Here is a 25193-nt window from a genome sequence, read left to right on the forward strand (position 1 = left end):
CGCATGAAGATCGTCATTACCGGCGGTTCCGGTTTTATGGGCACCAATTTAACCGCTTTCTTTACCCAGCAGGGTGAAGCCGTGTTAAATCTCGATATTGCTGCGCCAAGAGACGGAACGCAGCGAGCCTACTGGCAACAGTGTGACATCTGTGAGCCGCGACAGCTAGAGCAGAGTCTGACTGAATTTAATCCCGACTACCTTATCCATCTGGCCGCGTGTACTGATCTGAATGAGCAGGCTGGTATGGGCTACTACCGGGCAAATATTGAAGGCGTTGAAGCGCTGGTTAACTGCTGTAGCCGGTTAACTAACCTGAAGCGGGTGATTTTTGCCACTTCAATGCTGGTGAACCGGGTCGGTTATATTCCGGAATCAGAAAATGACTATAACCCGACCACCAACTATGGTCGTAGCAAGGTTTTGAGCGAGCAGATTATTCAGCATCACAGTGCGACTTTACCCCCCTACTGCACTATCCGCCCGACCTCCATTTGGGGCGAATGGTTTGGTGAGCCCTATCGCTACTTTTTCGATTTTGTCCTCTCAGGCCGCTTTTTTCATCCGGGGGATCGCGCCTGTACGAAAACCTACGGCTATATTGGCAACAGTATCTACCAAATCAACCAACTACTACATGCGCCCGTTGAACAGATTGATCGCCAACTCTTCTATCTGGGGGATCGACCGCCGATTCCGATTTCAGAGTGGGCGGATGAGATTGCCGCGATTGCCAAAGTGCATCAACCGATTAAGCTACCCTTTGTGCTGTTTCAGGGATTAGCTAAAATAGGTGATGGCTTGCACCGGCTGAAGCTACCGTTTCCGATGAGCTCTTTTCGTTTAACCAATATGACAACCGATAATATCTTACCGCTTGATAATACTTACCGCGTCTGTGGTGAACCGCCCTATTCACGCCGGGAGGGGGTTGAGCGCACCCTGCAGTGGTTAAGACGGCATGGTTAATCGTACGCCTAAAGTTTCAATTATTACCGCAGTCTATAACCGCAGGGAGACAATTGGTGATGCGGTTAACTCACTTCGCCGGCAGGACTACCCTGATTGGGAGCAGATTATTATTGATGGCGCGTCGACTGATGGTACTTTGCAGCGGCTAGAGTCGGTTGCTGACAGCCGTACCCGAATTGTCAGTGAGCCGGATCAAGGGATTTATGATGCGTTAAATAAGGGCTTAAAACGGGCAGATGGTGAGATTATCGGCCTGCTCCACTCCGATGATATGTTTGCTGATAGTGGCGTTATCAGTCGGGTAGTACAGTGTTTTTTAACTCAGGCTGTTGACGGGGTCTATGGCGATCTCGACTATGTAGCTAAATCTGATCCGAACCGCATTATCCGCCGCTGGCGTAGTGGTGAGTACCAGCAAAAACGGCTTAAGCGCGGCTGGATGCCACCCCATCCGACCCTATTTTTACGCCGGCAGGTGATTGAACAGTGGGGGGGCTATAACACTGACTACCGTATCGCCGCCGATTATGAAGCGATGCTACGCTATCTGGTGCAGGGGCAGATTTCGCTCGCTTACCTGCCGCAGGTGTTGGTTAAAATGCGCTTAGGCGGTGAGAGCAACCGCTCACTAGAGCGTATCTGGCGCAAATCGTCAGAAGATTACCGCGCACTGCAGACGCATCAAGTCGGTGGTGTGGGGACGCTGCTGTTAAAAAATTTCTCCAAGTTAGGGCAGTTTTTTTAGCACAATGGCACAGCAACAGTCGCTAGCGGCCAAGGTGGTTGCTATCGTGGTGCTCTATTACCCTAAACGGCAGGAGCTGGAGCCACTGCTACAACAGCTGCAACAGCAGTGTGCTCAAATTGTTATCGCTAATAACACCCCTGAACCGTTTATTACCGAAGAGTGGTTACCTGAACCGTGTGTGCCGGTTAAGTGTTTTAATTTTGGTGAGAACATCGGTATTGCCAAAGCACAATCGATCGGCATGGCGTGGGCGTTTGATAACGCTGCGGCCGATTTTGTGCTGCTGATGGATCAGGATAGTTCGATTCAAACCGATATGGTGCAGCGCCTGTTGCACAGCTATGGATGGCTGACAGAGCGCTCAATTAAAGTGGGCGTCATAGGACCGCAGCCGGTTGATCGCGATAGCGGTAAAGAGCTTTCGCTGCGTTTAAGCCGGCGTAAACGGATAGGCAATAGTGCACTTTTTCTGCTCAGAGAGATTATCTCATCCGGAATGCTAATACCTAAAGCAACCTATCAAAATAGTCCGGCGATGCGCGATGAATTTTTTATCGATTTTGTCGATTTTGAGTATTGTTGGCGTTTGCAGGATGCCGGCTTTAGCGTCGTTAAAGACACCAGTGTACTATTAGAGCACAAAATCGGACAGGGACGAACACGGATGTTAGGCTTGTTCATCTTTGATCTGTCAGAACCGATTAGGCACTATTATCAATTCAGAAATTTGATCTATCTCTGTTTTAAGGACGGGCGCTTTAACTATACGATACTATTTTTAATTAAATTATTGATACGCCAGCTGTTTATTATCATTGGGGCAGCAGAATCGGGAGCAAGGTGGACCTTTATGAAAAGAGGGATTAAAGATGCCATGAAAGGTTCCTTAGGTAAGTATCGCTGAATCAATACAGAGGAGCAGCAGCTATGGTACTCGCACAGCGACAAGATTTGCCCTGTTATCGGGTGAGCGATTATGAGCAGTGGCAGGGAGATTGGGAGTTAATTGATGGTATTCCCTATGCCATGAGTCCGGCGCCCAATATTGCCCATCAATTAATTAGTGCCAATATTCACGGGCAGTTATTTCAGCGATTAGCGCACTGCTGCCATTGTAAACCGCTGTTACCGGTTGATTGGAAAATTGATGACGAAACGGTGGTTCAGCCCGATAATTTAGTCGTCTGTGGTAAGGTATCGGGACAGTACCTGACCAAAACGCCGGTAATCATATTTGAGATTCTCTCAAAATCGACTGCGCGTAAAGATCAGAGGCTTAAATTTGAGCTCTATCAGCAAGAGGGGGTGAGTTACTATATTATGGTTAACCCCGAAAGCGGCATTGCTAAACTATTCCGGCGTAATCGTGACGGCTGGCTGATTAAAGAGGGCGATTTCAGCCACGAAACTTATCCATTTAAACTACCGCAAGGGTGTGATTTTGAGTTTAATTTTGCTGCAATCTGGCCGGAGTCGTAATGACCGTCGAGAGTAACGACTCATCGCAAAACAGTTTTACCACCCTGCGGTTAGGTGAAATTTTATTACAGCGCCAGCGTGTGACTGAGGCGGAAATTGAACGCGCCCTGACACTGCAACAGAGCATCGGCGGGCGTATTGGTAGCCTGTTAATGCGGATTGGGGCGCTATCCGAAGAGAACCTGCTCGAAGCGCTCGCGCTACAGCTACAGATGCCGCTGCTCAACAGTAGCGACCTGCCTGACGATTATGAGTCACTGCTACAGACCCTGGAGCAGAGCGGAATTATGCTCGACTGGTGGCTGGATCAGGAGGCGCTAATCTGGCTGACTGAATCACAGACCCTGCGCTGTAGCGCTAAGGAGATTCTCGATACCACTCTGCATGAGGTAGTCGAACGCATCGCCCGGGAGCAGTTTAACCAGGCCCGGATAGAGTGGTGTCTGCTGCGTAGCCATGAGTTAGAGTATCTGCTTAACCGGCTGGCGCGTCTGGCTGAAGATGGTGATGCGCTTGGCGGCAGCTCATTAAGAGAGCTGGCGGAAGAGGCGCCGGTCATCGAATTTGTCAATAATTTAATGGCGCAGGCGGTGGATCAACGCGCCTCCGATATTCATATTGAGCCGGAGAAGCTACAGGTACAGATTCGGTTTCGGGTCGATGGTGTACTCTACCGCCGGCTGACCCTGCCGCCGGAGCGGTTTCGGGCGATTGCTTCACGAATTAAACTGGTCTCAGGTATGGATATTGCCGAACAGCGTCTGCCGCAGGATGGGCGGTTAGAGACCCGTGTCGGCGGCGAAGAGATCGATATTCGCGTCTCGGCACTGCCCGGTGTCTATGGCGAGTCACTGGTACTGCGGCTGTTACCGAAAGAGAAACAGCGCTTTAGTCTCGATACTTTAGGCCTTTCGGCCGAGGGAGTGAGTCATCTTAGCCAACTGGCGCATGAGCCGCACGGTATTGTGCTGGTGACCGGTCCGACCGGTTCGGGTAAATCGACCACGCTCTACTCACTCTTAGAGGCGACTAACCGCGGCGATCGTAAAATTATTACCGTAGAAGATCCGGTTGAGTACCGTCTGCCCGGCATTACCCAAATTCAGACCCAAGAGGAGATCGGCCTTAGCTTTGCCGCTACCCTGCGTTCGATTTTAAGACAAGACCCCGATGTAGTGATGATTGGTGAGATTCGTGATCGCGAAACGGCAGAAATTGCGATTCAGGCCTCACTCACCGGCCACTTAGTGCTATCAACGCTACACACTAACGATGCAGTGAGTGCCTTTACCCGTTTAATCGACATGGGGGTAGAGCCGTTTTTAGTCGCCACCCCGGTTCGGTCGGTGATTGCGCAAAGATTGGTACGGCGGCTCTGTAGTGAGTGTGCCGAAGCGGCAGAACCTCTCGATGAAGTGGTAGCGCAGATTGCGCCGTGGCTGAATCAGTTACCTCAGCTCAAATGGCGTCAGGCCAACGGCTGTGGCCACTGCCACGGTACCGGCTATCGCGGACGGATCGGGATCCATGAGCGGGTTAATGTGACCCACGAAATGCAGCATCTGATTCTGCAGGGAGCGACCCCGACAGCGATGCAGGCGCTGGCAATAGAGCAGGGGAGTCTGACACTGCGCCAAGATGGGCTGCTGAAAGCGGCACAGGGGATTACCTCGGTTGAAGAGGTACTGCGGGTGACCGGAGTTTAAGATGCGCTATCGTTACCGCGCACTGGGCAGCAGTGGTGAGCTGATTACCGGCGAAATTGAGAGCCAGACCGCCCGCGCTGCCGGACGCCAGCTACTTAAACAGGGGCTAACGCTGTTAGCGCTCGACGAGATAACTCAGCAGAGCACGGCGCTAGGGCAGCGCCATAAAGCGATTAAAGCGGAAGAGTCGCGGCTGGCGCTGCATCAATTAGTGACGCTGTTAAAGGCAGGCGTGACACTGGATGAGGCGGTTAATTCACTGGCCGAATCGCTCGCTACCCCCGCACTGTGCCACGCATTTAGTCAGATGGGAACGCTGCTGCGGCGCGGCGAGCCGTTTTCCAAAGCATTAAGCGATTCCGCGCTTAAACTCCCTCCCTATCTGTATCAGTTAGCTGAAGCGGGGGAGCTGACCGGGAATCTGGCCGAAGCGCTGGCTGAAGGGGTAGAGCAGATGAGTTATGATCACCAAATCGCTACCGAGATGCGTAATGCGTTGATCTATCCATCAATATTAATCGTCTCCGGCATTGGCGCAGTGGTGTTGATTTTTATAATGGTGGTGCCCAAATTTGCCAATCTGCTCGAAAAGTCGCAAGGTGAGATTCCGTTTCTGGCCGAAGCGGTACTACAGACCGGGCTGCTGTTTAATCAGTATAGTGATCTTATTTTGGCCTTAGCGCTTATCGCTGTGATGGGTGCGGCAGCGGCACTGGGGCGCGCTGAAATTCGACTATGGCTACTTAACCGACTGATGGGTCTGCCGCTGATTGGCTCTTGGTTACGCGAGGCCGATAGCGGTCGTTGGGCGGCGATGATGGCAACCCTGCTCAGTAGCCGAGTGGAGCTGATAGAGGCGTTAGAGCTGTCGCGCCGCAGTGTGGTGGGCAGCCGGTTACGCGCGAATCTGTCACAGGTGACTAAAAGCGTTAAGGGGGGCGGTAAACTGGCTGATGCGCTTAAAGAGAGCGGCGCGATTAGTGCGACCGGTTATGGCCTGGTAAGGGTCGGTGAGCGTAGCGGTGAGCTGGCAACCATGTTACGATCATTAGCCACCCTCTACAGTGAGAGTGGCCGTAACCGTATGAAGCGCTTTTTAACCCTGCTGGAGCCGATAGCGATTTTAACCATCGGGGCGGTGATTGGACTCATTATGACGGGGATTATTTTGGCGATTACCAGCGTGAATGATATTTCGATTTAGGTGTGTGATTGAATGGATAAAACAGCAGTGAAGATGAACCGAACCCGCTTAGTTAAGCTGCATCAACGCGGCTTTACCCTGCTGGAGATGCTGGTAGTAATGGTGATTATCGGCCTGTTAGCCGGCTTAGTCGGACCGCGTCTGTTTGGTAAGGTCGATAGCTCTAAAGTGAAGACCGCAGAGACCCAAATTAAGATGCTGCGCGGTGCGTTAGAGACACTACGCCTCGATATGAGTCGCTTTCCGACAGAACAGGAGGGGTTAGCGATTCTTTATAGCAGACCGTCCGATAGCCGGGCGGCTTCAATGTGGCAAGGACCCTATCTGGATGAAGCTGTTCCCCCCGATCCTTGGGGTAATGCCTATCAATACAGCTTCCCCGGAGCCGAAGGTCAGCCGTTTGCGCTCTACTCATTTGGTGCGGATGGGGCGAGAGGCGGGGAGGGCTACAATGCCGATTTGGGTTATCTGCCGCCGGATTAGAGGTCAGGTCACAGCTTAATGGCGCTACGCAACGGATTTACCTTGCTGGAGCTGCTGATTGTCTTGGTGTTGCTTGGGTTAATTTCAGGTTTAGCGATTCCCCGTCTGAATAGCCTCTATGAGAGTGGCGTAGCCCGTTACGAGCTGGAAGAGATTATGCAGCAGATTGCCGGTTTAGGTGTAAAAGCTTACCAACAACAACAAACTATTGCACTCGGTATTGACAACGATATGTTACCGTTTCAGCTGCCTGATGCGTGGCAAATAACGACAGAAAACCCCGTTATCTATCAGCAAAATGGTGTCTGTCGCGGTGGGACAGTGGCCTTAAATAAACAGAACCGTCACTACCGTTTGGCTCTGAATCCTCCCTATTGTCGGCCTGTATTACAGTGAAACAGGCGGGTTTTACGGTTCTGGAGGTGCTGGTGGCACTGGTCATTGTCAGCAGCAGCGGTATGGCACTGTTAAGTTGGATGAATAGTAGCACCATGGCGCTTGAACGAGCTGAACAATATCTAACGGAAGAGCTGATGATCGCTAATGCAACCGACTATATCCGTCTGATTAACCCGATGGCACAACCCGAAGGGGAGTACAACTATGGTGAAGAGTGGTTCAGCTGGCAGGCAAAAGCCGTTACCGCGGAGCGGCAAGGAGTGAGTTATCCTAATGGTCGTGGCTACTATACACTACAGATGTTTAAAGTTACCGTAGAGCTCTATTGGCAGAGTGAGTTTTTGTACGATTTTGAGTTGTATCAGGTCGGCTACCGCCAAGATATTTTCCCTTCTGCTGAACCCTTTTTCTGATGCCAAAAGCATCTCAGTGCAATAGAGCTTCAGGTTTTACCCTGCTGGAAGTGCTGGTCGTACTCATTTTGGTTTCGTTACTGTCCGCGTTGCTACTGTGGGGTGTAACTTATACCCTTAAACTAAAAACCGGATATAGTCGTCTGTTGGAGCAGAGTCACCAAACCCGGTTACTTAACCATTGGTTGCGTAGTGCTATTTCTGGGCTCTATCCGGCCAGCCGGCCACAAAACCGGCCTTTTAAGGGGGATAAACAGAGTTTTAGCGGCCAGAGCCTGACATCGTTACACGGTTTAAACGGGGTACCGACTTTTTTTGAGTTACAGTTGCAGCAGCAGCGTCAAACGCGGTTAGTATATCGCTATGAACAGGCGGATGGCAGTGAAGCAGAGTGGCTATTAGCAACATACGACACAAGACGAAGTCGTATTATCTATCTTGATGAGAGCCTGAATCCCCATTCACAATGGCCACCAAGCAGCGATTTAACCCACACACTGCCGCAAGCAATTGCCATCACTATATTGACCGATCCGCCGGTACACTGGCTGGTGGCGCTCAAAAACCGTAAAACCCCCAAACGCGAACTCTCCGAAATTTTAAAGCAGATGGAGTTTATGTAGAGGGAAACCGATGCAAAAATGTTGTCATTGTCGTCAAAACGGTTTTGTGTTGGTGATGACGCTATGGGTGCTGGCGTTTATGACTATAGGCGCCGGCTATTTAGCCCACTGGAGCCAACAGCTCATCGGACAGCTACAACAGGGGCAGGCGGATATACAGCAGCGGCTGGATATGGCGGGAACAGAGGCTTGGATCGACTACATTTTAGCCACAGGTGGAAAAAGTCCGTTGGGGGTGAGTCTCGATTCGGCAGAGAGAGATCGTCCGCCCAAGAGTAACGATCCGCTGGCCAGTCGGGTAGTGATGCCGGAGCGTTATTTAACGCTGGATGATCAACCCTACCAAGGGTTAGGCGAGATACGCTTCTCTTTACAGGATAAAAGTGGCTTAATTCCCTTACAAATGAATACCTTATTACAACAGTTTTTAGCACAAAAACAGGTGCCATTGGATGAGCAGATGCCACTGTTAGCTAAATTAGCCGATTATAGCGATGAAGATGAACTGTATCGTATTAATGGCGCTGAAGCAGAAGAGTACCAAAGAGAGGGGCTAACTCCTCCGCCTAATCGTTCGATTCAGACACCTCAGGAGTTGATGGCGATACTAAACTGGAGCGACTATCCGGCACTGTTCGAGCCTCCATCGCTGCTACGGATGGCTAAATCACTCTATCCGGCGATGAATTATAACCTTAATACTACTCCTGAAGTGGTGATGCAGACCTGGCCCGGAGCTACTGCCGAAAGTGCCAAACGCTTAACTGAATTAAGGCAGCAACAATTTTTTACCGGTGCACATCGTTTTACTCCCCTTGTGGAGCTAAAAGCGTTAGATACGATGCAGATCCGAACCATGCCGTCAGAGGCGTTGCGCTTAACTCTCTGGACGGAGGGGGGAGACACCACCCGCGAAACTCATATACAATTAACCCCTTTTGCAGACCAGGATGCCCCGATTCGCTATGACTATACCCTTAATATTGCCGCAGATGAACGACCCCAAGGTGAGATTAAGCCGTTACAGCTGTTAGAACATGATGCGCCCGATGCAGCGTCAGTTTTCCGAGATGATGCCCGCTTTAACTAAAGCTATGTGGCCACGCAAACAGGCTGTGATAGCCCGGTGCCAGTGCATATACGCCACCTTTGATGCTGCACCACTGCCGCGCAATGAGCGAAATGCAGCACTCAGGCTCCATCTGCAACGGATAACCCCCTACCCTTCTGCGGAAACAGCGTATCAAATTGTATGGCAACAGCAGTTAGCTCAAATTTGGATCTGGAATAGTAAACAGGAGGAGACCGGCCGCACCGCTGTGGTTGAGTCGCGTTACTACGCTCCACCTGAATCGCAACTTCCGCAATGGCGCTTAGTTAGCTGCGTACAAGGGGTTGAGGCGCAGTATTGGTCAGAAGAAAGATTGCTGGCAAGTCAGTGGTTTAGCATACTGCCGACCGAACAGCAGTGGCGCTACTTCTGTCGCAGTACCGGATTTAAAGCGGCGACACTGCCACAAATAAGCGTGTCGGAACATGCGCAGCTCACTAAACCGTGGGGTAAAACTTTTCGGTTACAACAGAGTGAACTGAACCACCGCTTGCTATCCCGAGTAGGATGGGTTGGCGCGTGGTCTCTTATCGCGCTGTTTAGCTGGCAGACGAGTCAATGGTGGCAGGAGGCCGAACAGCTTGAGCTACTGGAGCAGCAGAACCGTCAGCGGGCACAGCAGCTGGAGAGGCCGTTACGCGATAAACAGAGTGCTGAAACCGCCCGACAGCAGCTACAGCAACTGGTGCGCTACATCCCTGAACATAGCCAACTGCAATTGATGATGCAGGTATTACAGGTATCACAGCAGCTAGCTCCTGACTCACTGTATAACTGGAACTACCACCCCCGGCAACTTACCTTTACGCTCAACAGCGATATTGATCCGCTTACTCTGATCCAACACTATCAACAACTTCCATGGGTGGGTGAGGTTCGAAGTCGCCCTGCCGCACGACAGGGTGAGTTAATGATTGAGATCCGTTTTGCTGCTCAAAACGGAGCGGCGTCGTGATAACACTGAACAGTCTCAGCTCCCGCCAACGATTGCAGCTTGGAACGGCAGTGGTGGGTATCCTGATTTTGCTCTATGGTCTGGATTGGATCTATCAGCAGCGGCAGCAGCTTGAGCAGAGCTATCAGCAGCAGCAGCGGCTGCAACAGAGTCAACTCGCGGTAGCCAATCAGAGTGATATATGGCAGCAGCGACTGGAGCAGGCCGATAGTGCGCTTACTCAATATAGAGCACTCTTTTGGCGGGCAGAGAGTGCCGGTATCGCTCAGGCAACCCTACAGAGCCGGATTCAGCAGCAACTTGCCCAACTGCAACTACAGCGCAGCCAATATAACAGCGAAGTCTCGCCACTGCAGATAGAGGGGATAGCCGGCTGGCAAGTGACGATTAGCCTTAGCGCCTCACTAAGCATGGCGCAACTTATAGAGCTGCTCTATTTTCTGGAGCAGAACCGGCAACCGCTACAAATTAAGCGGCTCGATATACAAGGCACAGGGAGTAACAACCGCTACCTGCAGCTCGATATAGTCGCGCTGGTGTTGCAAGCCGTACCCGATAAGAGCAGCGGGGTTAATCCGTGAAACAGTTACTGCTGCTGTTAACCGCCGTGGTTATCGGTTGGGGGCTGGCGCAGCCGGAGCTGACAGAACCACTCAAATTACAAAACCATGCGCCCGATGCAACGGATGCGTGGCAGCTACCGCAACACACCGATACTCAAAACGAAGTCGCCTACCAGTGGCTTAAACAGCACTATGTGGCAACCATGGCCGGAGAAAATGGATCAACGACCGAAGCAGCACAACCGGTTTGGCAGCTTCATGGCCTGATTACCGTAGGCGGTAAGCCGGTAGCACTGTTACAAAACGAAGCGGGCAGCCTGGAGCGTTACCGGCAGGGTGAGATGCTGCAGCCGAGATTCAGGCTGGCGCACATTACCTCGCAAGGGGTAGAGATAGTCCCTGATGAAGCGGAACCCTACTGGCTCTATCTCTATCCGCTACCATCACAACCACACCATTCAGATTCAAACTAATCCGGGAGCCGCAATGCCAAAATTGAGTAGAGCCCTCACCTGTCTGTTTTTTATATTACCTGCTACAGCCCTGTTAACCGGTTGCCAGCTAATGACACCCAAGCAACCCGATAACCCCCTGAGCCAACTGCCACCACCATTGCGGGCTCCACAAAGTCAGGATGAGCAGAACCTTACCCTGCAAGCCTCGTCTGAGCCAACCGCTCAACCGGTTAATGCGCTGCGGATAACCGATAACCCTAAAGCCCCCCGTGGCCCCACCTTGGCTATTGCCGAAACCACACAGCAGGCTCCCCCTCTGAGCGGTGAGCCGATTAGCCTCAATCTCGAAGGGGTGCCACTAGGTGCTTTTATTAATGAGCTGTTTGGGCATCTGCTCAATCTTTCATTTGAGATAGCCCCCGCGATTCAGAACAAAACCGATCAGGTTACCCTGCGAGTGAGTGAGCCGATGCCGCCGGCCAAGCTGTTTGTTCTGGCCGAGAGCCTGCTCAACCGTTACGGGGTTGAGATTGTGCGCCAGCCGGATCACTACCTGTTTCAGCCGGCCACCACCACCAGCGGCACAACCATACCGCTGATTATCAGTGGTAGTACCCTGCCCGATGTACCGGCAGAGCACCGTCCCATTTTTCAGTTTGTAGAGCTGAAAAATGTGCGCAATACCGATGTGCGTAGCTGGTTAGGGCAGATATTTAGTGGTCAGGGGCTGGAGGTGCTGGAAAACGGCATGCGTAATACCATTATTTTAAAGGGGAATCGCGCCGTGGTGGCGCAGGCGCTGGAGGTGATTACCCTGCTGGATCAACCCATGATGAAGGGACAGTTTTCCAGCACCATTGAGCCCGCCTATTTAACGGTCAGAGAGCTAACCGAAGCACTGAATAAGGTGCTACAGAGTCAGGGGTATGGGGTGAGTACCTCGCCGCCGGTAGGAAGCGTGTTACTGATTCCGCTCGAATCGACCCGCACGCTGCTGGTCTTTACCGCCAGTCAGCAACTGTTAGAGCATGTCCATCGCTGGGCAGAGAAACTCGATACCCCACCGCAAAATATCGGCAGTGAGGAGCGTGACGGGCTCTACTACTACGCGGTCAAAAACAGCGTTGCTGAAGAGCTGGCTAAGATATTGGGCGGTATTGATACTCTGCCCGCAGCAGGTAGTGACAAACAGACGGCCGCCACATCCGGTTACAAACTGCTGGTTGATGAGCAGCGTAATGCGATTCTGTTTCAAGGCAAGGGGAGCGAATGGGCTAAACTGTTGCCGGTACTGCAACAGATGGATAAGCCGGTACGGCAGGTGCTGGTTGAAGTGACTGTGGCCGAAGTGACGCTGACCGAGAGTGAAAAATTTGGTGTAGAGTGGCTGATGACCCATAGCGGCAGCGATGTGGCACAGAGCCTCTCGACCATGGGGGCGTTTGGTATCAGTGGTATGGGGGGGGTATCGTATGTGATGTCCCGCGCCGGCCAGACCCGGGCTCTGCTCAACGCCTTTGCCGAAAATCAGCGGGTCAATATTCTCTCAACCCCGCGGGTGATGGTCAAAAGTGGCAGTGAGGCGTCGATAGAGGTAGGGACTGAGGTACCGGTGGTCACCAGTCAATCGAGTGCCAGCGATTTAACTGCAGCAACCGGCAGCAGTGCCTCGATTTTGCAAAATATTCAGTATCGTAAGACGGGGGTGATGCTCAGTGTTAAACCCACTATCTACTCCAACCGCCAAATTGCGATGGAGATTAGTCAGGAGATTAGCTCAGCCCAAAGTAACCAGACCAGCAGTGTCGATAGCCCGACTATTCTCAGTCGCAATGTCAAAACATCGCTTAATTTACAAGATGGTGCCTCGGTGCTGATTGGTGGGCTGTTGTCGCAAGATAGCACAAAAGGGCAGGGCGGGGTGCCGACGCTGAGCGATGTGCCGCTGCTGGGGTGGCTGTTTGGTAGCCGTGGCAGCAGTACCACCCGCACCGAGATGCTGATTTTAATTGTGCCCTATGTACTCAATACCCCCGGTGAGCTGGAGAGACTGACCGATGAGCTGCGCCAGCGGTTTGGTCAGAGCCCTTCACCGTAGTTATCGCTATTAGTGTTGATAAATATAGAGTGAGACAGGTAGGTGAGCCTGATAGTGAGTAAAATCATTGTCGGTGGTGAATATCGCGGCGTGCAGTCGGTGGGCGACGGCGCAAATTAGGTAATCGGTGTGTGAGCCCTGAATACCCTTGGTGCGGCAGATATTAGAAAAACGCGCAGCTTCAATGTAGTCGTTATCGATAACTGGTTGATTTTGTAAGTAACTAAGTTTTTCATTCAGCAGTTCAAACTGCTGCAAATTGCTGTAGCCCGATAGAATCTCTTGCCGAATCGGGCCGATAATCAGAGCTCGTTGTTCGTCAATCAGGCAGATTAGCTGTTCAACCAGTGTCTTATGTCCTGACTGGCTGCGACGAAAGGCAAAGGACCAGATAGGTGTGTCGACCAGTACCTTCACCGATGGCGATCCTGTTTGTAGTCGTACTCTTTATCCGGTTCTAAGGTACCGAAAAGTTCAACTATTTCAAGCTGCTTCCTGCGGTCGATAAACTCCTTGAGGGCTAAGTTAACGGTTGCCTTTTTGGTGGGTAGGCCACTGATTTGTAGTGCCGACCGGAGTAACGCTTCATCAATAGCGAGATTGGTTGCCATGTTGTTTTCTCCTTGATTGAACTGATGTCACACACTAAGATCACACAATGCATTGTGTCAAGGTGCTTGGGTAAATCATTTACACCGAGATGCTGATTTTAATTGTGCCCTATGTACTTAATACCCCCGGTGAGCTGGAGAGTCTGACCGATGAGCTGCGCCAGCAGTTTGGGCAGCCGGAATTATGAAGCGGAAATAACTACAGCGTGTGATATAGGCCACATTTTGAACGACAACAAAAAAAACAGGCGTGGCACTTGCTTAATCAGCGCTATTGAGGTAGATTCTTAACTGTTGAACAGACGCTTTGCAAAGCTTTTGGATACCCAAAAGTTGTCTTCAACAATAATTTTGGGTTTTTTCAGTAATATTTATGGAGTTTTACTTATGAAGAAGAAATTGTTAGCAGCCACCATCGGGCTTATTGTTAGCGGTGTGGCATCAAATGCGCTAGCGGCGAATGGTGATATTGCGACAACTGCTGTGACCGTGGCGCCTGCGGAAAAGGTTCCCACAACTGCAACAGCTCTGGGATTTGTTTCCTACACTCTGGGTGCAAGCTATGTCAATAACGACACGATTACCTCAGCAATTCAGAGTCACCGCCAAACCAGCATCACTACATAGCCTCGCTTTCTTGGCGACAATAACACCCCCTCTTCTCAACATTTCCTTGTTGAAAAGTCAGCTATTTCAAATTGTACAGCAGTGTTGAGTGAGCTTGTCTCCAGTGTGTAATGAGGGTTATCCCGAATTTCGGAGCGGGGATCTCCATCGTCTTTTAATTGATGAGTCGAATCTGGCAGGGGCGCCCGGTGAGTTGGGCTAATTTCGTTACCGACAGTTTTCGTTCAGTCATAACGGCAATCATCTTTCCCCAGATGCGCTTTAAGGTCATCTTCCCCTGCATAACACTTTGAAATGTCTTGCTCAATACCAGTAACTGATTGATGATGTGAGCTATTTGCAAGCACTGGTAGTAATTCTTGGTCGCCAGATAACTCACCCGTGAAAATTTGTGCTCTAATGCATATCCATGATTTTTTTGGGTATTAAAGCCTTCGTTCTCTATTTTCCAGCGTAAGCGTCCGGTACGGCTCAATTCCGGTGCCGTATTCCAGTTGATGGGATAGGAGCTAATGTGAACGAACCGATTTTCAGTTATCTGCCCCTCTTTGTCGGTGGTTGTCTCTATGCATTCCAGCCAGTGTAGTTTCACGCCATGATAGTCAATATCGTTAATCCATATATAGTTTTGCTCAATGACATTATCCTGTTGCCGTATAATGATTTTTCGTTGATTGCCGGATGTTAACTGGCACAAGGATTTAACCTCTTCCCAAACAGATGGCAGATTGCCATCCTTGAAGGTGACTATCCAGCCCCAACCATACTCTGAGCAAATTTCGAAGAATCCCTGATAAGGATAGAGTCCATCGGCAACCAGACAGACGGGTAGACGCGGAAACGCCGATTTCAACTTTTTTGCTAGGCGTTTGAATGCCTTACGCTCACAATCCTGTTTGTCATAGTTGCCCTCTTCGGGGTTTTCCAGCCACTCTGTGGCAATGGAGATGGCGAAGCCGTTAGCGGTAATCAGTTTGGCCTCTAAAACCATGTTATGCCAGCTACTTTTACCGCTGCTGTAGTCTTTGTGCAGCGCCTGATCATGGGGACACTCTGTAAAACTATGAATCCCGCTCGCATCCACCGCGATGACAAACCATTCACCAAACAGCCGTTGATTGTGGAATATCTTCTTTTTCAACAGCGCCCTAACCATGGATTGAGTCAGTTTTTGCAGTTGATCCTCCGTGAGTTGTCGCATGATATTATCGACGGTATCCATATGAGGTAGCGGCATTTTGAACAACCGCTGGTAGTTTTTGCGAAAGCGTTTCTCTTCGCGCAGATTATTCATTTCATTACGAGAACCGGCTTTAAAGAGAAACATGGCAATGCAGGCCGTAATAAGAGCCGCCAAATCATAATTGGTAGATGTCCGGCACTCATCCAGCTCTCTCATCTGCTCAAAGAGAGCAGGAAAGAAGTGTGTGATGGTCAGGTGGAGTTGATAGACGACATCTTTGCGCTGTAATTTACGTTTATTCCGATTCTTTTTTTAGACCGGACGGATTGGTTCGAAGCTGATTTTCGTGCAGTTGACATGCGGTTACCTCTCAAAATTGAAGATATATGGCTATTTTTGCTGGAAAAAATAATTTTTTTGCCAATGTAAGTTTATGAAGTTAGTCGGTTATGGAGCTGCCCCTGAATTGCTGGATTACCTTTACCCTCTCTGGAAATTGTACTTTTGACGGTAGCTATTACTTGGCGTTTAATAATGCCAACAACGTGATTAGTTACAAAAATGCCAAGCAGCCATTTGATGTGCTCAGCTCAACCAGCACATCGATTACCTTCCGTGTTGCGGACGATACGGCTGAAAACGCAGTACCTGCTAGCGCACTTGCTGCGGGTAATGTCTACTATCTGACCAGTGGCACTGCCGACATGGACGGCAATGATGATAATGCTGTAGACACCGGGGCTCCAACCATCAAGCTAACAGGTCTGACTGATGGGTCTAGCTGTAATCTGGCTGTAGGGGCCAAAACCAGTACCAATTTGGTGCTGGATAGCAATACCGGTGATGTGAAGTCTGTTAAGGTTGCAGAAGCTAAAAACCAGATCACCGCCACTGTGAATACAGCGACCGACTTTGATGGTGTCATTGATGTGCAGGCCACTCCGGGTAGTTCCAAATTTACCGGTGCAGCCACCACTGATACAGCTGTTATCAAAATTATCTCAGATGCCGGTTCGGTTATTACTGATGCGCTGGATATGGAGTTTACCAATGGTAGCACCGATTATAAGTTAAAGGTGACCGTGAAGGGTGATATGACTAATATTACCAGCATCAGCGATGGAACTAATACCTATACTATCGATGCGGCCAATAATATGGCTTATATCGAGTACACTGAATCACAGCTTCATACATTAAATAATGCTACATTTGGTGATACCGATAATGAGCAGCTAGATATTACGCTGACAGCTACGGTAAATGGAACCGCAGCACTGGAGACCCGTAATTTTACCGCTAGTGTAAACGTCATAGTTGGTACCGCTTCATTTAATAATGCAACCGATGTGGCAGCAGGTTCTTGGAGTAAAAATGGCTCAACCGCTTATATTCCAAGCTGGTTGACCAATGCTTCGACTGATACCACCAACTATCAGACCTATTTACGTATTACCAACCCGACAAGCACTGCTGGTAAGGTCTATATTAAAGGGACTGCCGATGATGGAACCGCAACAGCTCAGTGTGATGTTTCTACATTGGCGGGCGTGACCGGCTTTACCAGTGGTATGTTGGGTGCCGGTGCTTCAACTAACATGATTACTGCTGAAGCACTGAATACTTGCCTGAGCTACACCGGTGCTTCCAACAAGCGTCTGCGCCTTGATATTCAGGCGGAGTTTGGTACCGGCAACTACAACGGTAATGTGTTGCCGATTGTGAGTGTTACCAGTGGCGGTGCTTTGACTGGAACATTGACTATTCCTGCTACGGAGTTTGATAATAACGATAACGATGGTAGTACTGTAGGTATCGCAGACACAGCTCTGACCAACTCTTTGGCTGTGCCTGCAGGTACCTCTTCTACCACTTACACTACCGGTAAAGAGGGTGTCATTGCCCGCGTCTTTGTTCGTAGTCAGGATGGCAAAAACTTTGCCCCTGTCTATTAATGGCGCACCCGTAGCGGCTTAACTGCCACTATGGAGTCATAACAAGGCACCTTCGGGTGCCTTTTTTTACGCTTTTTAGAAATTCAGCCCGTTTTTATTTCAGAGAAAATAGCAGTTTTGGCATACCATAGAGTCAATTTGACAGGAATTTTTGCAGATGCTGTTTAACTCTGCACCCTTTTTTGCATTTTTGGGACTGATTTGGCTGTTTTACCGGGTTTTGCCCCATCGTGGCCAAAATAGTTTATTACTTGCCGGCAGCTACCTTTTTCCGACATTCCGCATACATTTCCAAGATTTGGCAATTTAATAAAATTTTGATTTTAAATAAAGAATATTAAGCAAAATTCATGCCTGTATTTGATGTTCTGCATACAAAATTTTCACTTGAGTATTTAGCCAACGCCCAGATTTGGTGAATTTTAATATAGCATCAGGTGTAGAATTGTATGTCAGTCCATGTAGAAACAGGTACCCCATTACATCCCAACCATTACGAAACCAAAACCCTAGACCATTTGGGTCTAGTATCCGCCATGATTGATGAATTAGGGTTGGTTGAGCAAATAGATGCCCTACTACCTAAAGATGAAGAGAAACAAACTATTTCCCACGGACAGGCTGTTAAAGCAATGATTTTGAACGGATTAGGGTTTGCTCATCGCGCACTCTATCTCACGCCTCTTTTTTTTCGGGATAAACCTGTCGATAGATTAATCGGAGAAGGAGTTACTGCTGATCAAATTAATGACGATGCTCTGGGGCGAGCCTTAGACGCTGTATATAACTATGGCATTGACTCACTCTATGGACAATTAGCTGTTAAAAGCGTTCATACACTCGGCTTAACGGGAGGTATCTACCACATGGATAGTAGTAGCTTTCATACTGATGGCAGATATAATAGCGAATGTCCTCCCCAAGAGGGTAGTGATATTATACATGTCACGAAAGGTTATAGTCGCGATCATCGTCCTGATTTAAATCAGGTTGTTTTACAATTAATTTGTGAAAATAAGTCGGGTATTCCGGTGCTCATGCAACCTCTCAGTGGTAACAGTAATGATAAGATTAACTTTAGGGATACAGTGACTAAGCATATAGCCCAATTAAAAAAGGACGTTGGGTTGGAATATTTAGTTGCCGATAGCGCGTTTTATACTCGAGAAACGCTCGAGTTAAGCCAAGATTTATTCTGGATATCTCGCGTTCCGGAGACATTGTCATTAGCTCTTTATTTTATTGAGTCACATGCTCCTTCTTTGATGGTGGATTTTAATCAAATGTCAATGATTGATTTGCCTTGTCAGTACGGAGATATTGATCAACGCTGGTTATTAGTCTATTCTCCTGAGGCGAGACAACGTTCGCTTAAAACTTGCAAAAAGCAGTTTCAGAAAGTAAGCGACAAAGAGATGAGAAATATTAACGCATTATTTCGTCAGGAATTTGCCTGTCAAGCCGATGCTGAGCAGTCCGTTGAAAAACTTCAAAAACAGCTAAAGCTGACGGAACTGACTGATATTGAATATAAAGAAGTCGCTCGTTATAGCAAAAAGGGGCGTCCGGCAAAGAATGCCAAACCTGATAAGATAGTCATTCAAGTTTCCGCTATATTATCATCTGACTCATCTCTATTTCAGAAAAAGATACAACAAAAAAGTTGCTTTATTATTGCCACCAATCAACTTGATTCTAATGAATTGCCGAATTCTAAGCTGTTGAAGATTTATAAAGAACAGCAAAAAGTAGAGCGTGGATTTCGGTTTCTAAAAGATCCATTATTTATGGCAACAACATTCTTTGTTAAATCTGAGGAAAGACTGATGGCAATCACAATGATTATGACTTTATGTCTTATGATTTATGCCGCTTTGGAGCATCGGATTAGACAAGCTCTTAGCCAATTTGATGAGTTTTTTCCTGACCAAGTCGGTGGGTTGACTAATAAACCGACAGCACGCTGGGTATTTCTCTATTTTAAAGGCATTCATGTTTTAGTCATTCGGAAATGTGAAGAGATGATACTGAACCTAAATGAGCACCAAAAAAAGTTACTGCTTTTGCTTGGAAAACGGTATATTGATGTTTATTCCTGATGTCCAAGTTTATGTGCGGAATGTCGGCTTTTTTATGGTTGGTGGGATTTTCGTTTTGTTGCGCTGATTTTTCTGTCCACCCTCATCGACTATGTTGTGGCCCGGCGCATTTCGATTCATCGTCAACACCAGAAAAATAGAGCCTTCCGCTGGCTTTTAGTCTCTGTAGTTGTCAATTTGACCATTCTCGGTTTTTTTAAGTATTTCAATTTTTTTATCGACAGTTTTCTGGCTCTGTTTGCCTCATTAGGCCTGGTTCTGGAGACAACGACGCTGCAGATTATTTTACCAATAGGCATTTCGTTTTACACCTTTCAAACCTTAAGTTATTCGATTGATGTCTGGCGAGGTCGGCAAACGGCCGAGCCTGACTTTATCAATTTTGCCCTGTTTGTCGCCTTTTTTCCGCAATTAATGGCAGGACCAATTGAACGAGCCAAAAAACTATTGCCGCAAATCCAGCTGCCGCGCACCGTTTCATCTGAAGACATCGGTTATGGTAGCTGGTTGATTTTATGGGGTTTATTCAAAAAAGTCTGGATTGCGGATAACCTGGCCCGGTTCACCGGAGCTATATTTAACGCCAGTCCGGCTGAAGTGCATGGGGGGCTAATCTATCTGGCTTTATTTGCTTTTGTCCTTCAGCTCTACTGTGATTTTTCTGGTTATTCGGACATGGCGCGAGGTATTGCCCGGTTAATGGGCTTTCGTCTCTCCATCAATTTTAATTTACCCTATTTTGCCAGTTCGCCGGCAGAACTGTGGCGACGCTGGCATATCACCCTGTCGAACTGGTTTCGGGACTATCTCTATGCCAGTTTGCGCAAATTAACGCTCTTTAACTTAAACTGGAAGCTGTGGGCACTGTTACCCACCATGGCCTTGGTGGGTTTATGGCATGGGGCGAACTGGACTTTTGTGGTGTGGGGGTGTGTGTGGGGTATCATTTTAATTATTGACCGGATTGTTCATCCCCAAATTACTATAGGGGTCGATTCTCGTTCACACTTGGGGCGCTTACTCCACTATGGCGGTATTTTACTCACATTTCAGTTGTGGATGTTAAGCGGCCTGCTATTTTGCAGCCCATCACTGGCGAACTCTATGGAGTGGTCGCTACAGCTGCTGAATGATTTTAAAGTAGATGAGGCATTTTGGGCAAATTTTCTCGGTATTATTGGCTTTTCAACGCCACTGTTTATTATGCAGTTTGCCCAACACCGCACACATCAACTCGATCTGTTTTTAAGATCGCCTTTCGCGTTAAAGGTTGTGACTGTATTGATTTTATTGGTTCTAATGCTGAGTCTGAGTGAAGGTAACGGGCGTGAGTTCTTCTACTTTCAGTTTTAAGCATATTTTAATCAGCTGGAAATTGCCGCTGACAGTTACGGCTTTGCTGTTTATACTTGAATTGGCTTTAAGAGGCAGTCAATGGGGCTGGACTGCCGTGTGGGATTGGTATCATTACAATCCTAATGGGTTTGCCTATAGTAATCTGGTCATTGATGATGCATTAATGGGATGGCGAATTCGTCCGAATCTGGATGATTTTTTTAAGGGCAAAAAATTTCGAAGTAATAGCGATGGTTTGCGAGCAGACCGTGAATTCCCTTTGATTAAACCTGAAAAAAGATTGCGCATTGCTGTTGTGGGTCGCTCTTACAGTATGGGAGCAGGTGTTGCTAATGGTGAAGTCTGGACAGACCGGCTACAGCAACAATTCGATAGAGATAACCGCTCCATTGAGATGCTAAATTTTTCAGTTAGCGGTCACTCCTTAATGCAGTCAATTGCTAATCTTCGTCATCGGGTTATTAATTATGATCCAGACTGGATTATCTTAACTGTTTTACATGGGGAGTTGGAAAAAACAATGTTACCCGTTCAACCACTCTCTGAACGACGCAGGGGGATATGGAAACAGTGGAGACACTATTTATATCGTTTTTCGCTGGTTTACCATCTGTTTCGTGACGGAGGCTATCAATTACAACAGTTTCTGCCAAAACAATGGCATCCTGATTCAATTGTAATGTTATCAGAAAATTCAGAATCTTATGGGTGGAATGCGTTGAACACACTCGCGCAATGGTTAAATCAGCAAGGCAAAAAGTTTTTTTGGTTTACTCCAAGGCAAGTATTTGAAAATAGAACTTTCGCTGAAGTGATGGAACAGCACTTTGTATTAAAAAATTTTACTCAAAGTAGAACCATAACATTTATCGATACACTACCGATACTATATAACCAGTCGTTTTGGTATCACTCTTCCCCGCTTTTGAATAACCATCCGGATGAAAGTTTGCATCAACGCTATGCTGATATTGTCTATCAGCAATTGTTGCCTCATCTGAATCGGTTAATGGTATCAAAAACTCAGAGTCATGCTGAATAATTCGGTACCGGTGATTGCTGTGGGCGCATTGGGCGGCAGTGGTACTCGGGTTGTGGCGCAGATTCTGATCGATGCCGGTCTCTGGTTGGGAGATGATCTGAATGAGTCGCTGGATAACCTCACTTTTACCCGCTTACTAAAACGGCCAAAGTGGTATCAACAAGCCGATGCTAACGCCATTGAACAGCGGTTGAGGCTATTTTGGCGCATCATGGCAGGGAACCGGCTAGCATTTGGTGAGCTGTGGCAAGGAGTTATGCTGAGCCAACACCCTGATGCGGCGCATTCTTTGCGCTGGTGCTTACGACTTGGGGCGCAATGGCTGGGTAGCTCTAATCTATACCCCCGTTGGGGTTGGAAAGAGCCCAATACCCATATCTATCTTGATGCACTGCTTCATCACTTCCCCAACTTGCGCTATATTCACCTGATTCGCCACGGTGTCGATATGGCATTTTCTTCCAATCGGCAGCAGTTAATCAATTGGGGTAATCGTTTTGGTATTGAGTTAACCGGACAGGAGTCGAATCAAGAGTTAGCATCTAAGCAGTTGGATTATTGGATTGCATCAAATAAGCGGGTGGTGCAACTGGCGGAGCAGTTTCCGCAACAGGTGTTGCTGTTAACGCATCAGCAGCTCTGTTGTAATCCGCTTCAGTCAATTAATGCCTTACTCGATTTTTGCCAGTTGTCACCCGAACCCGCTTTAAGAGAGCAACTGTATCAACTACCAAACCCCAAAGCAGCCGATAAGCGGTATTGTGCAGAAGATTTGCGGCTGTTTTTAGCGTCACAATTGGCACAGGTTGCTGAATTCGGTTTTGAAATTGGGTAGAGAGACAGGTTGTCATAGATGGTGAAGCGGATAGAGCTTATTAGCATGAGCAGATACTGGCCGACTGTCGTGGCGCTGCTGCTGCCGATGGTGATCTACGCAGTGCTGCTGGGGCTATACAGCGTGAACGCCCCCTTTGGCGACGACTACGTCCTCTTTTTACGCCACCTGAACCTGCCCGATAGTGACCACCTTGCCCATCTGTTCGCGCAGCATAATGAGCATCGTTTGGCTTTTGTCTGCGGAGTAGGGGAGTTAAGTTATCTGCTATCGGGGTCGGTTAATTTTATCGGCCTGATTCTGTTTGGTAATTTAGCACTGCTTGGCATAGCGTGGCGGCTGTGGCGCTACTTTCAGCGTTTTGCATTGCCAGCGGGGTACTTTGTGCCGGTGATGTTACTGCTGTTTATCCACCCGGCTTGGGAGAATATGACCTGGGCCACCGGTTCAATTCAAAACTACTTTGTACTGCTGTTCGCCATGCTGGCGTTATACTATTTTGCCGATCTGCCGCAACGGCTGAGTTGGGCTCTTTTTTGGGCAGTCGTGGCTCTGTTAACCAGTGGTTCCGGGCTGGTGTTGTTGCCACTAATGCTGTGCTGGTTGTTATTGGATCGGGGCGAAGCCCGCAGTTTTAGCCAGATTCGGATAGCGTTATCGGCTGAAAAAGGTCGGGCGATAGGGCTGTTGGTGGCGGTCACGACCGTGGTGCCGGTACTCTACTTTTATGATCACACCGTTCCACCTCATCACCAAAGTGCGTTTCAGATTAGCTTTAATCCACTGCAATTTATCGGCTATTTTCTGGCGCTGCTGGGTTCATTAGCCCCTGTTAAACCGTTTGCCATCGCCATTGGTGCCGGATTACTGGGGCTGTTTGGCTATTTAACTCGGCAAAAAGTTTATCGCTCCGATCCGTTTCTCTATCTGTTGCTGCTGTTTGTGTTGGCCAATAACCTGCTGATTACACTGGCCCGCTACTCGTTTGGGATTGATCAGGCTCTCAGTTTTCGCTATTCGGTAGTTTCGGTACTGTTTGTGGTGGTGAGTTATCTGCTGTTGCTGCGTCAGCAGTGGTTTTTGGCGCTACTGCAACAGCCTCTCTGGCGGCGACTGGGTTGGGGCGGTTTGTTATTGTATGCGCTGTTAGCGACGGGGCTGAATCTCTACTTTCTCGAAAAACGGCAGCAGCAGTTATTGCAGAGTATTGCTTTAAGAGAGTCGGAAACTCCCGCTTTTGTGCTGCATAGTCAGTCGATTGCGCGGGATATTCTGAATCAGGCTGCACAGAAGGGAATTTATCGTATGGATAGCGTAACTCCTTAATGACGAACTTTTCCATGCCAGATGCAGCAGTTGTAATCTCAACCTATAACGGTGCAGCCTGGCTGGCTGCGCAGCTCGATTCGATTCTATCCCAGTCGTATCGACTCAACATTGTAGTGCGGGATGATGGCTCCTCAGATCGTACTCTTAACACTATCCAAAATTATCAGCAAAACTATCCGCAACAGATACGATTACTGAAAGAGCAACAACAGCGGCTCGGGCCGATGCGCTCGTATAGCTATCTGCTGGAACAGTGCGATGCGCCGTATCTCTTTTTAGCCGATCAAGACGATGTTTGGCACCCCAGTAAAGCCGTCTTACTGTTGGCTCAAATGCACCAATTAGAGCAGCAGTGGGGACAGAATATGCCGCTACTGGTTTTTTCTGATGCGCGAGTGATTGATGAGCAGGGGCGCGTGATGGCTGCCTCCTATTGGCAACATATTGGAATCTGGCCGGGTAAAACGAGTTTAAGTCTGGCCTATCTGCTTCAGCTTAACTTTATCCCCGGCTGTACCATGCTAATTAACCGTGCATTGGCTAAACTTGCTCTGCCGGTTCCGGCTACCGCGATGATGCACGACTGGTGGTTACTCTTAGTGGCGGCGGCATTCGGCCAGATAGGTGTCGTGGAACAACCCCTTATCGACTATCGCCAACATGGCGCTAATACGGTCGGGATTACAGATCGGGTTAAAATTCATAGCCGCTCAGACTGGCAGCTGTTTCGCCGCCGTCGTCGTCAGCTATTAGAGGAGAGTGCGGTACAGGCCGCTGCGTTTCTCACACGCTATCGGCAGCAACTTTCAGCTGCACAAAATAGTATGCTCTATCACTACAGCCGGTTACCTAGCTACGCTTATCCGCGCCGGCTCTATACCCTGTTACGCTATAGATTGTTAAAAGAGCGCTGGATTAAGAGCCTGCGCCATCTGCTACTGATTTAG

26 protein-coding genes are annotated in these 25193 nt (G+C 48.7%); 23 read left to right on the forward strand and 3 right to left on the reverse strand.

Translation table 11 applies throughout. The features are described from left to right. Window positions 1–3: 3 nt before the first annotated feature. From D5085_10920 to D5085_10990, 15 genes are read left to right on the forward strand one after another with little or no spacing between them, the layout of a single operon-like run. Window positions 4–969, forward strand: a complete 966-nt coding sequence (locus tag D5085_10920; GenBank protein ID QEP43587.1) for an NAD(P)-dependent oxidoreductase — start codon at window positions 4–6, stop codon at window positions 967–969. Next, the gene (locus D5085_10925; protein QEP43588.1) at window positions 962–1717 is read left to right on the forward strand and encodes a glycosyltransferase; all 756 of its coding nucleotides are present in this window, start codon (window positions 962–964) and stop codon (window positions 1715–1717) included. The genes D5085_10920 and D5085_10925 overlap by 8 nt, the downstream gene beginning before the upstream one ends. Window positions 1718–1721: 4 nt before the next feature. Then, window positions 1722–2624, forward strand: coding sequence for a glycosyltransferase family 2 protein (locus D5085_10930; protein QEP43589.1), 903 nt, complete (start codon window positions 1722–1724; stop codon window positions 2622–2624). A gap of 23 nt (window positions 2625–2647) precedes the next feature. Further along, on the forward strand, window positions 2648–3199 hold the full coding sequence (locus tag D5085_10935; protein QEP43590.1) for a Uma2 family endonuclease: 552 nt from the start codon (window positions 2648–2650) through the stop codon (window positions 3197–3199). Beyond that, on the forward strand, window positions 3199–4905 hold the full coding sequence (locus D5085_10940; GenBank protein QEP43591.1) for a type II/IV secretion system protein: 1707 nt from the start codon (window positions 3199–3201) through the stop codon (window positions 4903–4905). The genes D5085_10935 and D5085_10940 overlap by 1 nt, the downstream gene beginning before the upstream one ends. Window position 4906: 1 nt before the next feature. Continuing rightward, window positions 4907–6109 (forward strand): type II secretion system F family protein, encoded by a 1203-nt coding sequence (locus D5085_10945; GenBank protein ID QEP43592.1) that lies wholly within the window; start codon window positions 4907–4909, stop codon window positions 6107–6109. Window positions 6110–6142: 33 nt separating this feature from the next. After that, entirely contained in the window at window positions 6143–6592 is a 450-nt protein-coding gene (gspG, locus tag D5085_10950; GenBank protein ID QEP43593.1) for a type II secretion system protein GspG, read from the forward strand. 18 nt (window positions 6593–6610) lie between these two features. Continuing rightward, on the forward strand, window positions 6611–6988 hold the full coding sequence (locus D5085_10955) for a prepilin-type N-terminal cleavage/methylation domain-containing protein (GenBank protein QEP43594.1): 378 nt from the start codon (window positions 6611–6613) through the stop codon (window positions 6986–6988). Beyond that, window positions 6967–7404, forward strand: coding sequence for a type II secretion system protein (locus D5085_10960; protein QEP43595.1), 438 nt, complete (start codon window positions 6967–6969; stop codon window positions 7402–7404). Before D5085_10955 ends, D5085_10960 begins: the two co-directional genes overlap by 22 nt. Further along, entirely contained in the window at window positions 7404–8027 is a 624-nt protein-coding gene (locus D5085_10965) for a prepilin-type N-terminal cleavage/methylation domain-containing protein (GenBank protein ID QEP43596.1), read from the forward strand. The genes D5085_10960 and D5085_10965 overlap by 1 nt, the downstream gene beginning before the upstream one ends. Before the next feature lie 10 nt (window positions 8028–8037). Further along, window positions 8038–9117 (forward strand): hypothetical protein, encoded by a 1080-nt coding sequence (locus D5085_10970; protein QEP43597.1) that lies wholly within the window; start codon window positions 8038–8040, stop codon window positions 9115–9117. Further along, window positions 9065–10093, forward strand: a complete 1029-nt coding sequence (locus tag D5085_10975; GenBank protein ID QEP43598.1) for a hypothetical protein — start codon at window positions 9065–9067, stop codon at window positions 10091–10093. Before D5085_10970 ends, D5085_10975 begins: the two co-directional genes overlap by 53 nt. Next, entirely contained in the window at window positions 10090–10674 is a 585-nt protein-coding gene (locus D5085_10980) for a hypothetical protein (protein QEP43599.1), read from the forward strand. The genes D5085_10975 and D5085_10980 overlap by 4 nt, the downstream gene beginning before the upstream one ends. Then, window positions 10671–11129, forward strand: coding sequence for a hypothetical protein (locus D5085_10985; protein QEP43600.1), 459 nt, complete (start codon window positions 10671–10673; stop codon window positions 11127–11129). Before D5085_10980 ends, D5085_10985 begins: the two co-directional genes overlap by 4 nt. After that, on the forward strand, window positions 11059–13209 hold the full coding sequence (locus D5085_10990; GenBank protein ID QEP43601.1) for a hypothetical protein: 2151 nt from the start codon (window positions 11059–11061) through the stop codon (window positions 13207–13209). The genes D5085_10985 and D5085_10990 overlap by 71 nt, the downstream gene beginning before the upstream one ends. Window positions 13210–13218: 9 nt before the next feature. On the opposite strand, the gene D5085_10995 is transcribed toward D5085_10990, so the two are convergent. Together D5085_10995 and D5085_11000 are read right to left on the reverse strand one after the other, a co-directional pair. Then, window positions 13219–13626 (reverse strand): PIN domain-containing protein, encoded by a 408-nt coding sequence (locus D5085_10995; protein ID QEP43602.1) that lies wholly within the window; start codon window positions 13624–13626, stop codon window positions 13219–13221. Beyond that, on the reverse strand, window positions 13623–13820 hold the full coding sequence (locus D5085_11000) for a type II toxin-antitoxin system VapB family antitoxin (protein QEP43603.1): 198 nt from the start codon (window positions 13818–13820) through the stop codon (window positions 13623–13625). The genes D5085_10995 and D5085_11000 overlap by 4 nt, the downstream gene beginning before the upstream one ends. Before the next feature lie 387 nt (window positions 13821–14207). Here D5085_11000 and D5085_11005 point away from each other — a divergent pair, with 387 nt between their 5' ends. After that, a complete protein-coding gene (locus D5085_11005) occupies window positions 14208–14447 on the forward strand; it encodes a hypothetical protein (protein ID QEP43604.1) in 240 nt (79 codons plus the stop codon). A 154-nt stretch (window positions 14448–14601) separates the two neighbouring features. On the opposite strand, the gene D5085_11010 is transcribed toward D5085_11005, so the two are convergent. Beyond that, on the reverse strand, window positions 14602–15846 hold the full coding sequence (locus D5085_11010) for a hypothetical protein (protein ID QEP43605.1): 1245 nt from the start codon (window positions 15844–15846) through the stop codon (window positions 14602–14604). A 233-nt stretch (window positions 15847–16079) separates the two neighbouring features. Between D5085_11010 and D5085_11015 the strand changes: the two genes are divergently transcribed. The 7 genes from D5085_11015 (at window position 16080) to D5085_11045 (ending at window position 25193) form a co-directional block, all read left to right on the forward strand. After that, a complete protein-coding gene (locus D5085_11015; GenBank protein ID QEP43606.1) occupies window positions 16080–17585 on the forward strand; it encodes a hypothetical protein in 1506 nt (501 codons plus the stop codon). Between the two features lie 449 nt (window positions 17586–18034). Beyond that, window positions 18035–19684 (forward strand): IS1634 family transposase, encoded by a 1650-nt coding sequence (locus tag D5085_11020; GenBank protein QEP43607.1) that lies wholly within the window; start codon window positions 18035–18037, stop codon window positions 19682–19684. 63 nt (window positions 19685–19747) lie between these two features. Beyond that, a complete protein-coding gene (locus D5085_11025) occupies window positions 19748–21037 on the forward strand; it encodes an MBOAT family protein (protein QEP43608.1) in 1290 nt (429 codons plus the stop codon). 97 nt (window positions 21038–21134) lie between these two features. Further along, a complete protein-coding gene (locus D5085_11030) occupies window positions 21135–22082 on the forward strand; it encodes an SGNH/GDSL hydrolase family protein (protein QEP43609.1) in 948 nt (315 codons plus the stop codon). Next, entirely contained in the window at window positions 22072–22917 is an 846-nt protein-coding gene (locus D5085_11035) for a hypothetical protein (GenBank protein QEP43610.1), read from the forward strand. The genes D5085_11030 and D5085_11035 overlap by 11 nt, the downstream gene beginning before the upstream one ends. A gap of 18 nt (window positions 22918–22935) precedes the next feature. Next, complete coding sequence (locus D5085_11040) at window positions 22936–24243, forward strand: hypothetical protein (protein ID QEP43611.1); 1308 nt, start codon at window positions 22936–22938, stop codon at window positions 24241–24243. Continuing rightward, entirely contained in the window at window positions 24243–25193 is a 951-nt protein-coding gene (locus D5085_11045; protein ID QEP43612.1) for a glycosyltransferase family 2 protein, read from the forward strand. Before D5085_11040 ends, D5085_11045 begins: the two co-directional genes overlap by 1 nt.

This window comes from Ectothiorhodospiraceae bacterium BW-2 (assembly GCA_008375315.1).
Taxonomy (GTDB): domain Bacteria; phylum Pseudomonadota; class Gammaproteobacteria; order Thiohalomonadales; family Thiohalomonadaceae; genus BW-2.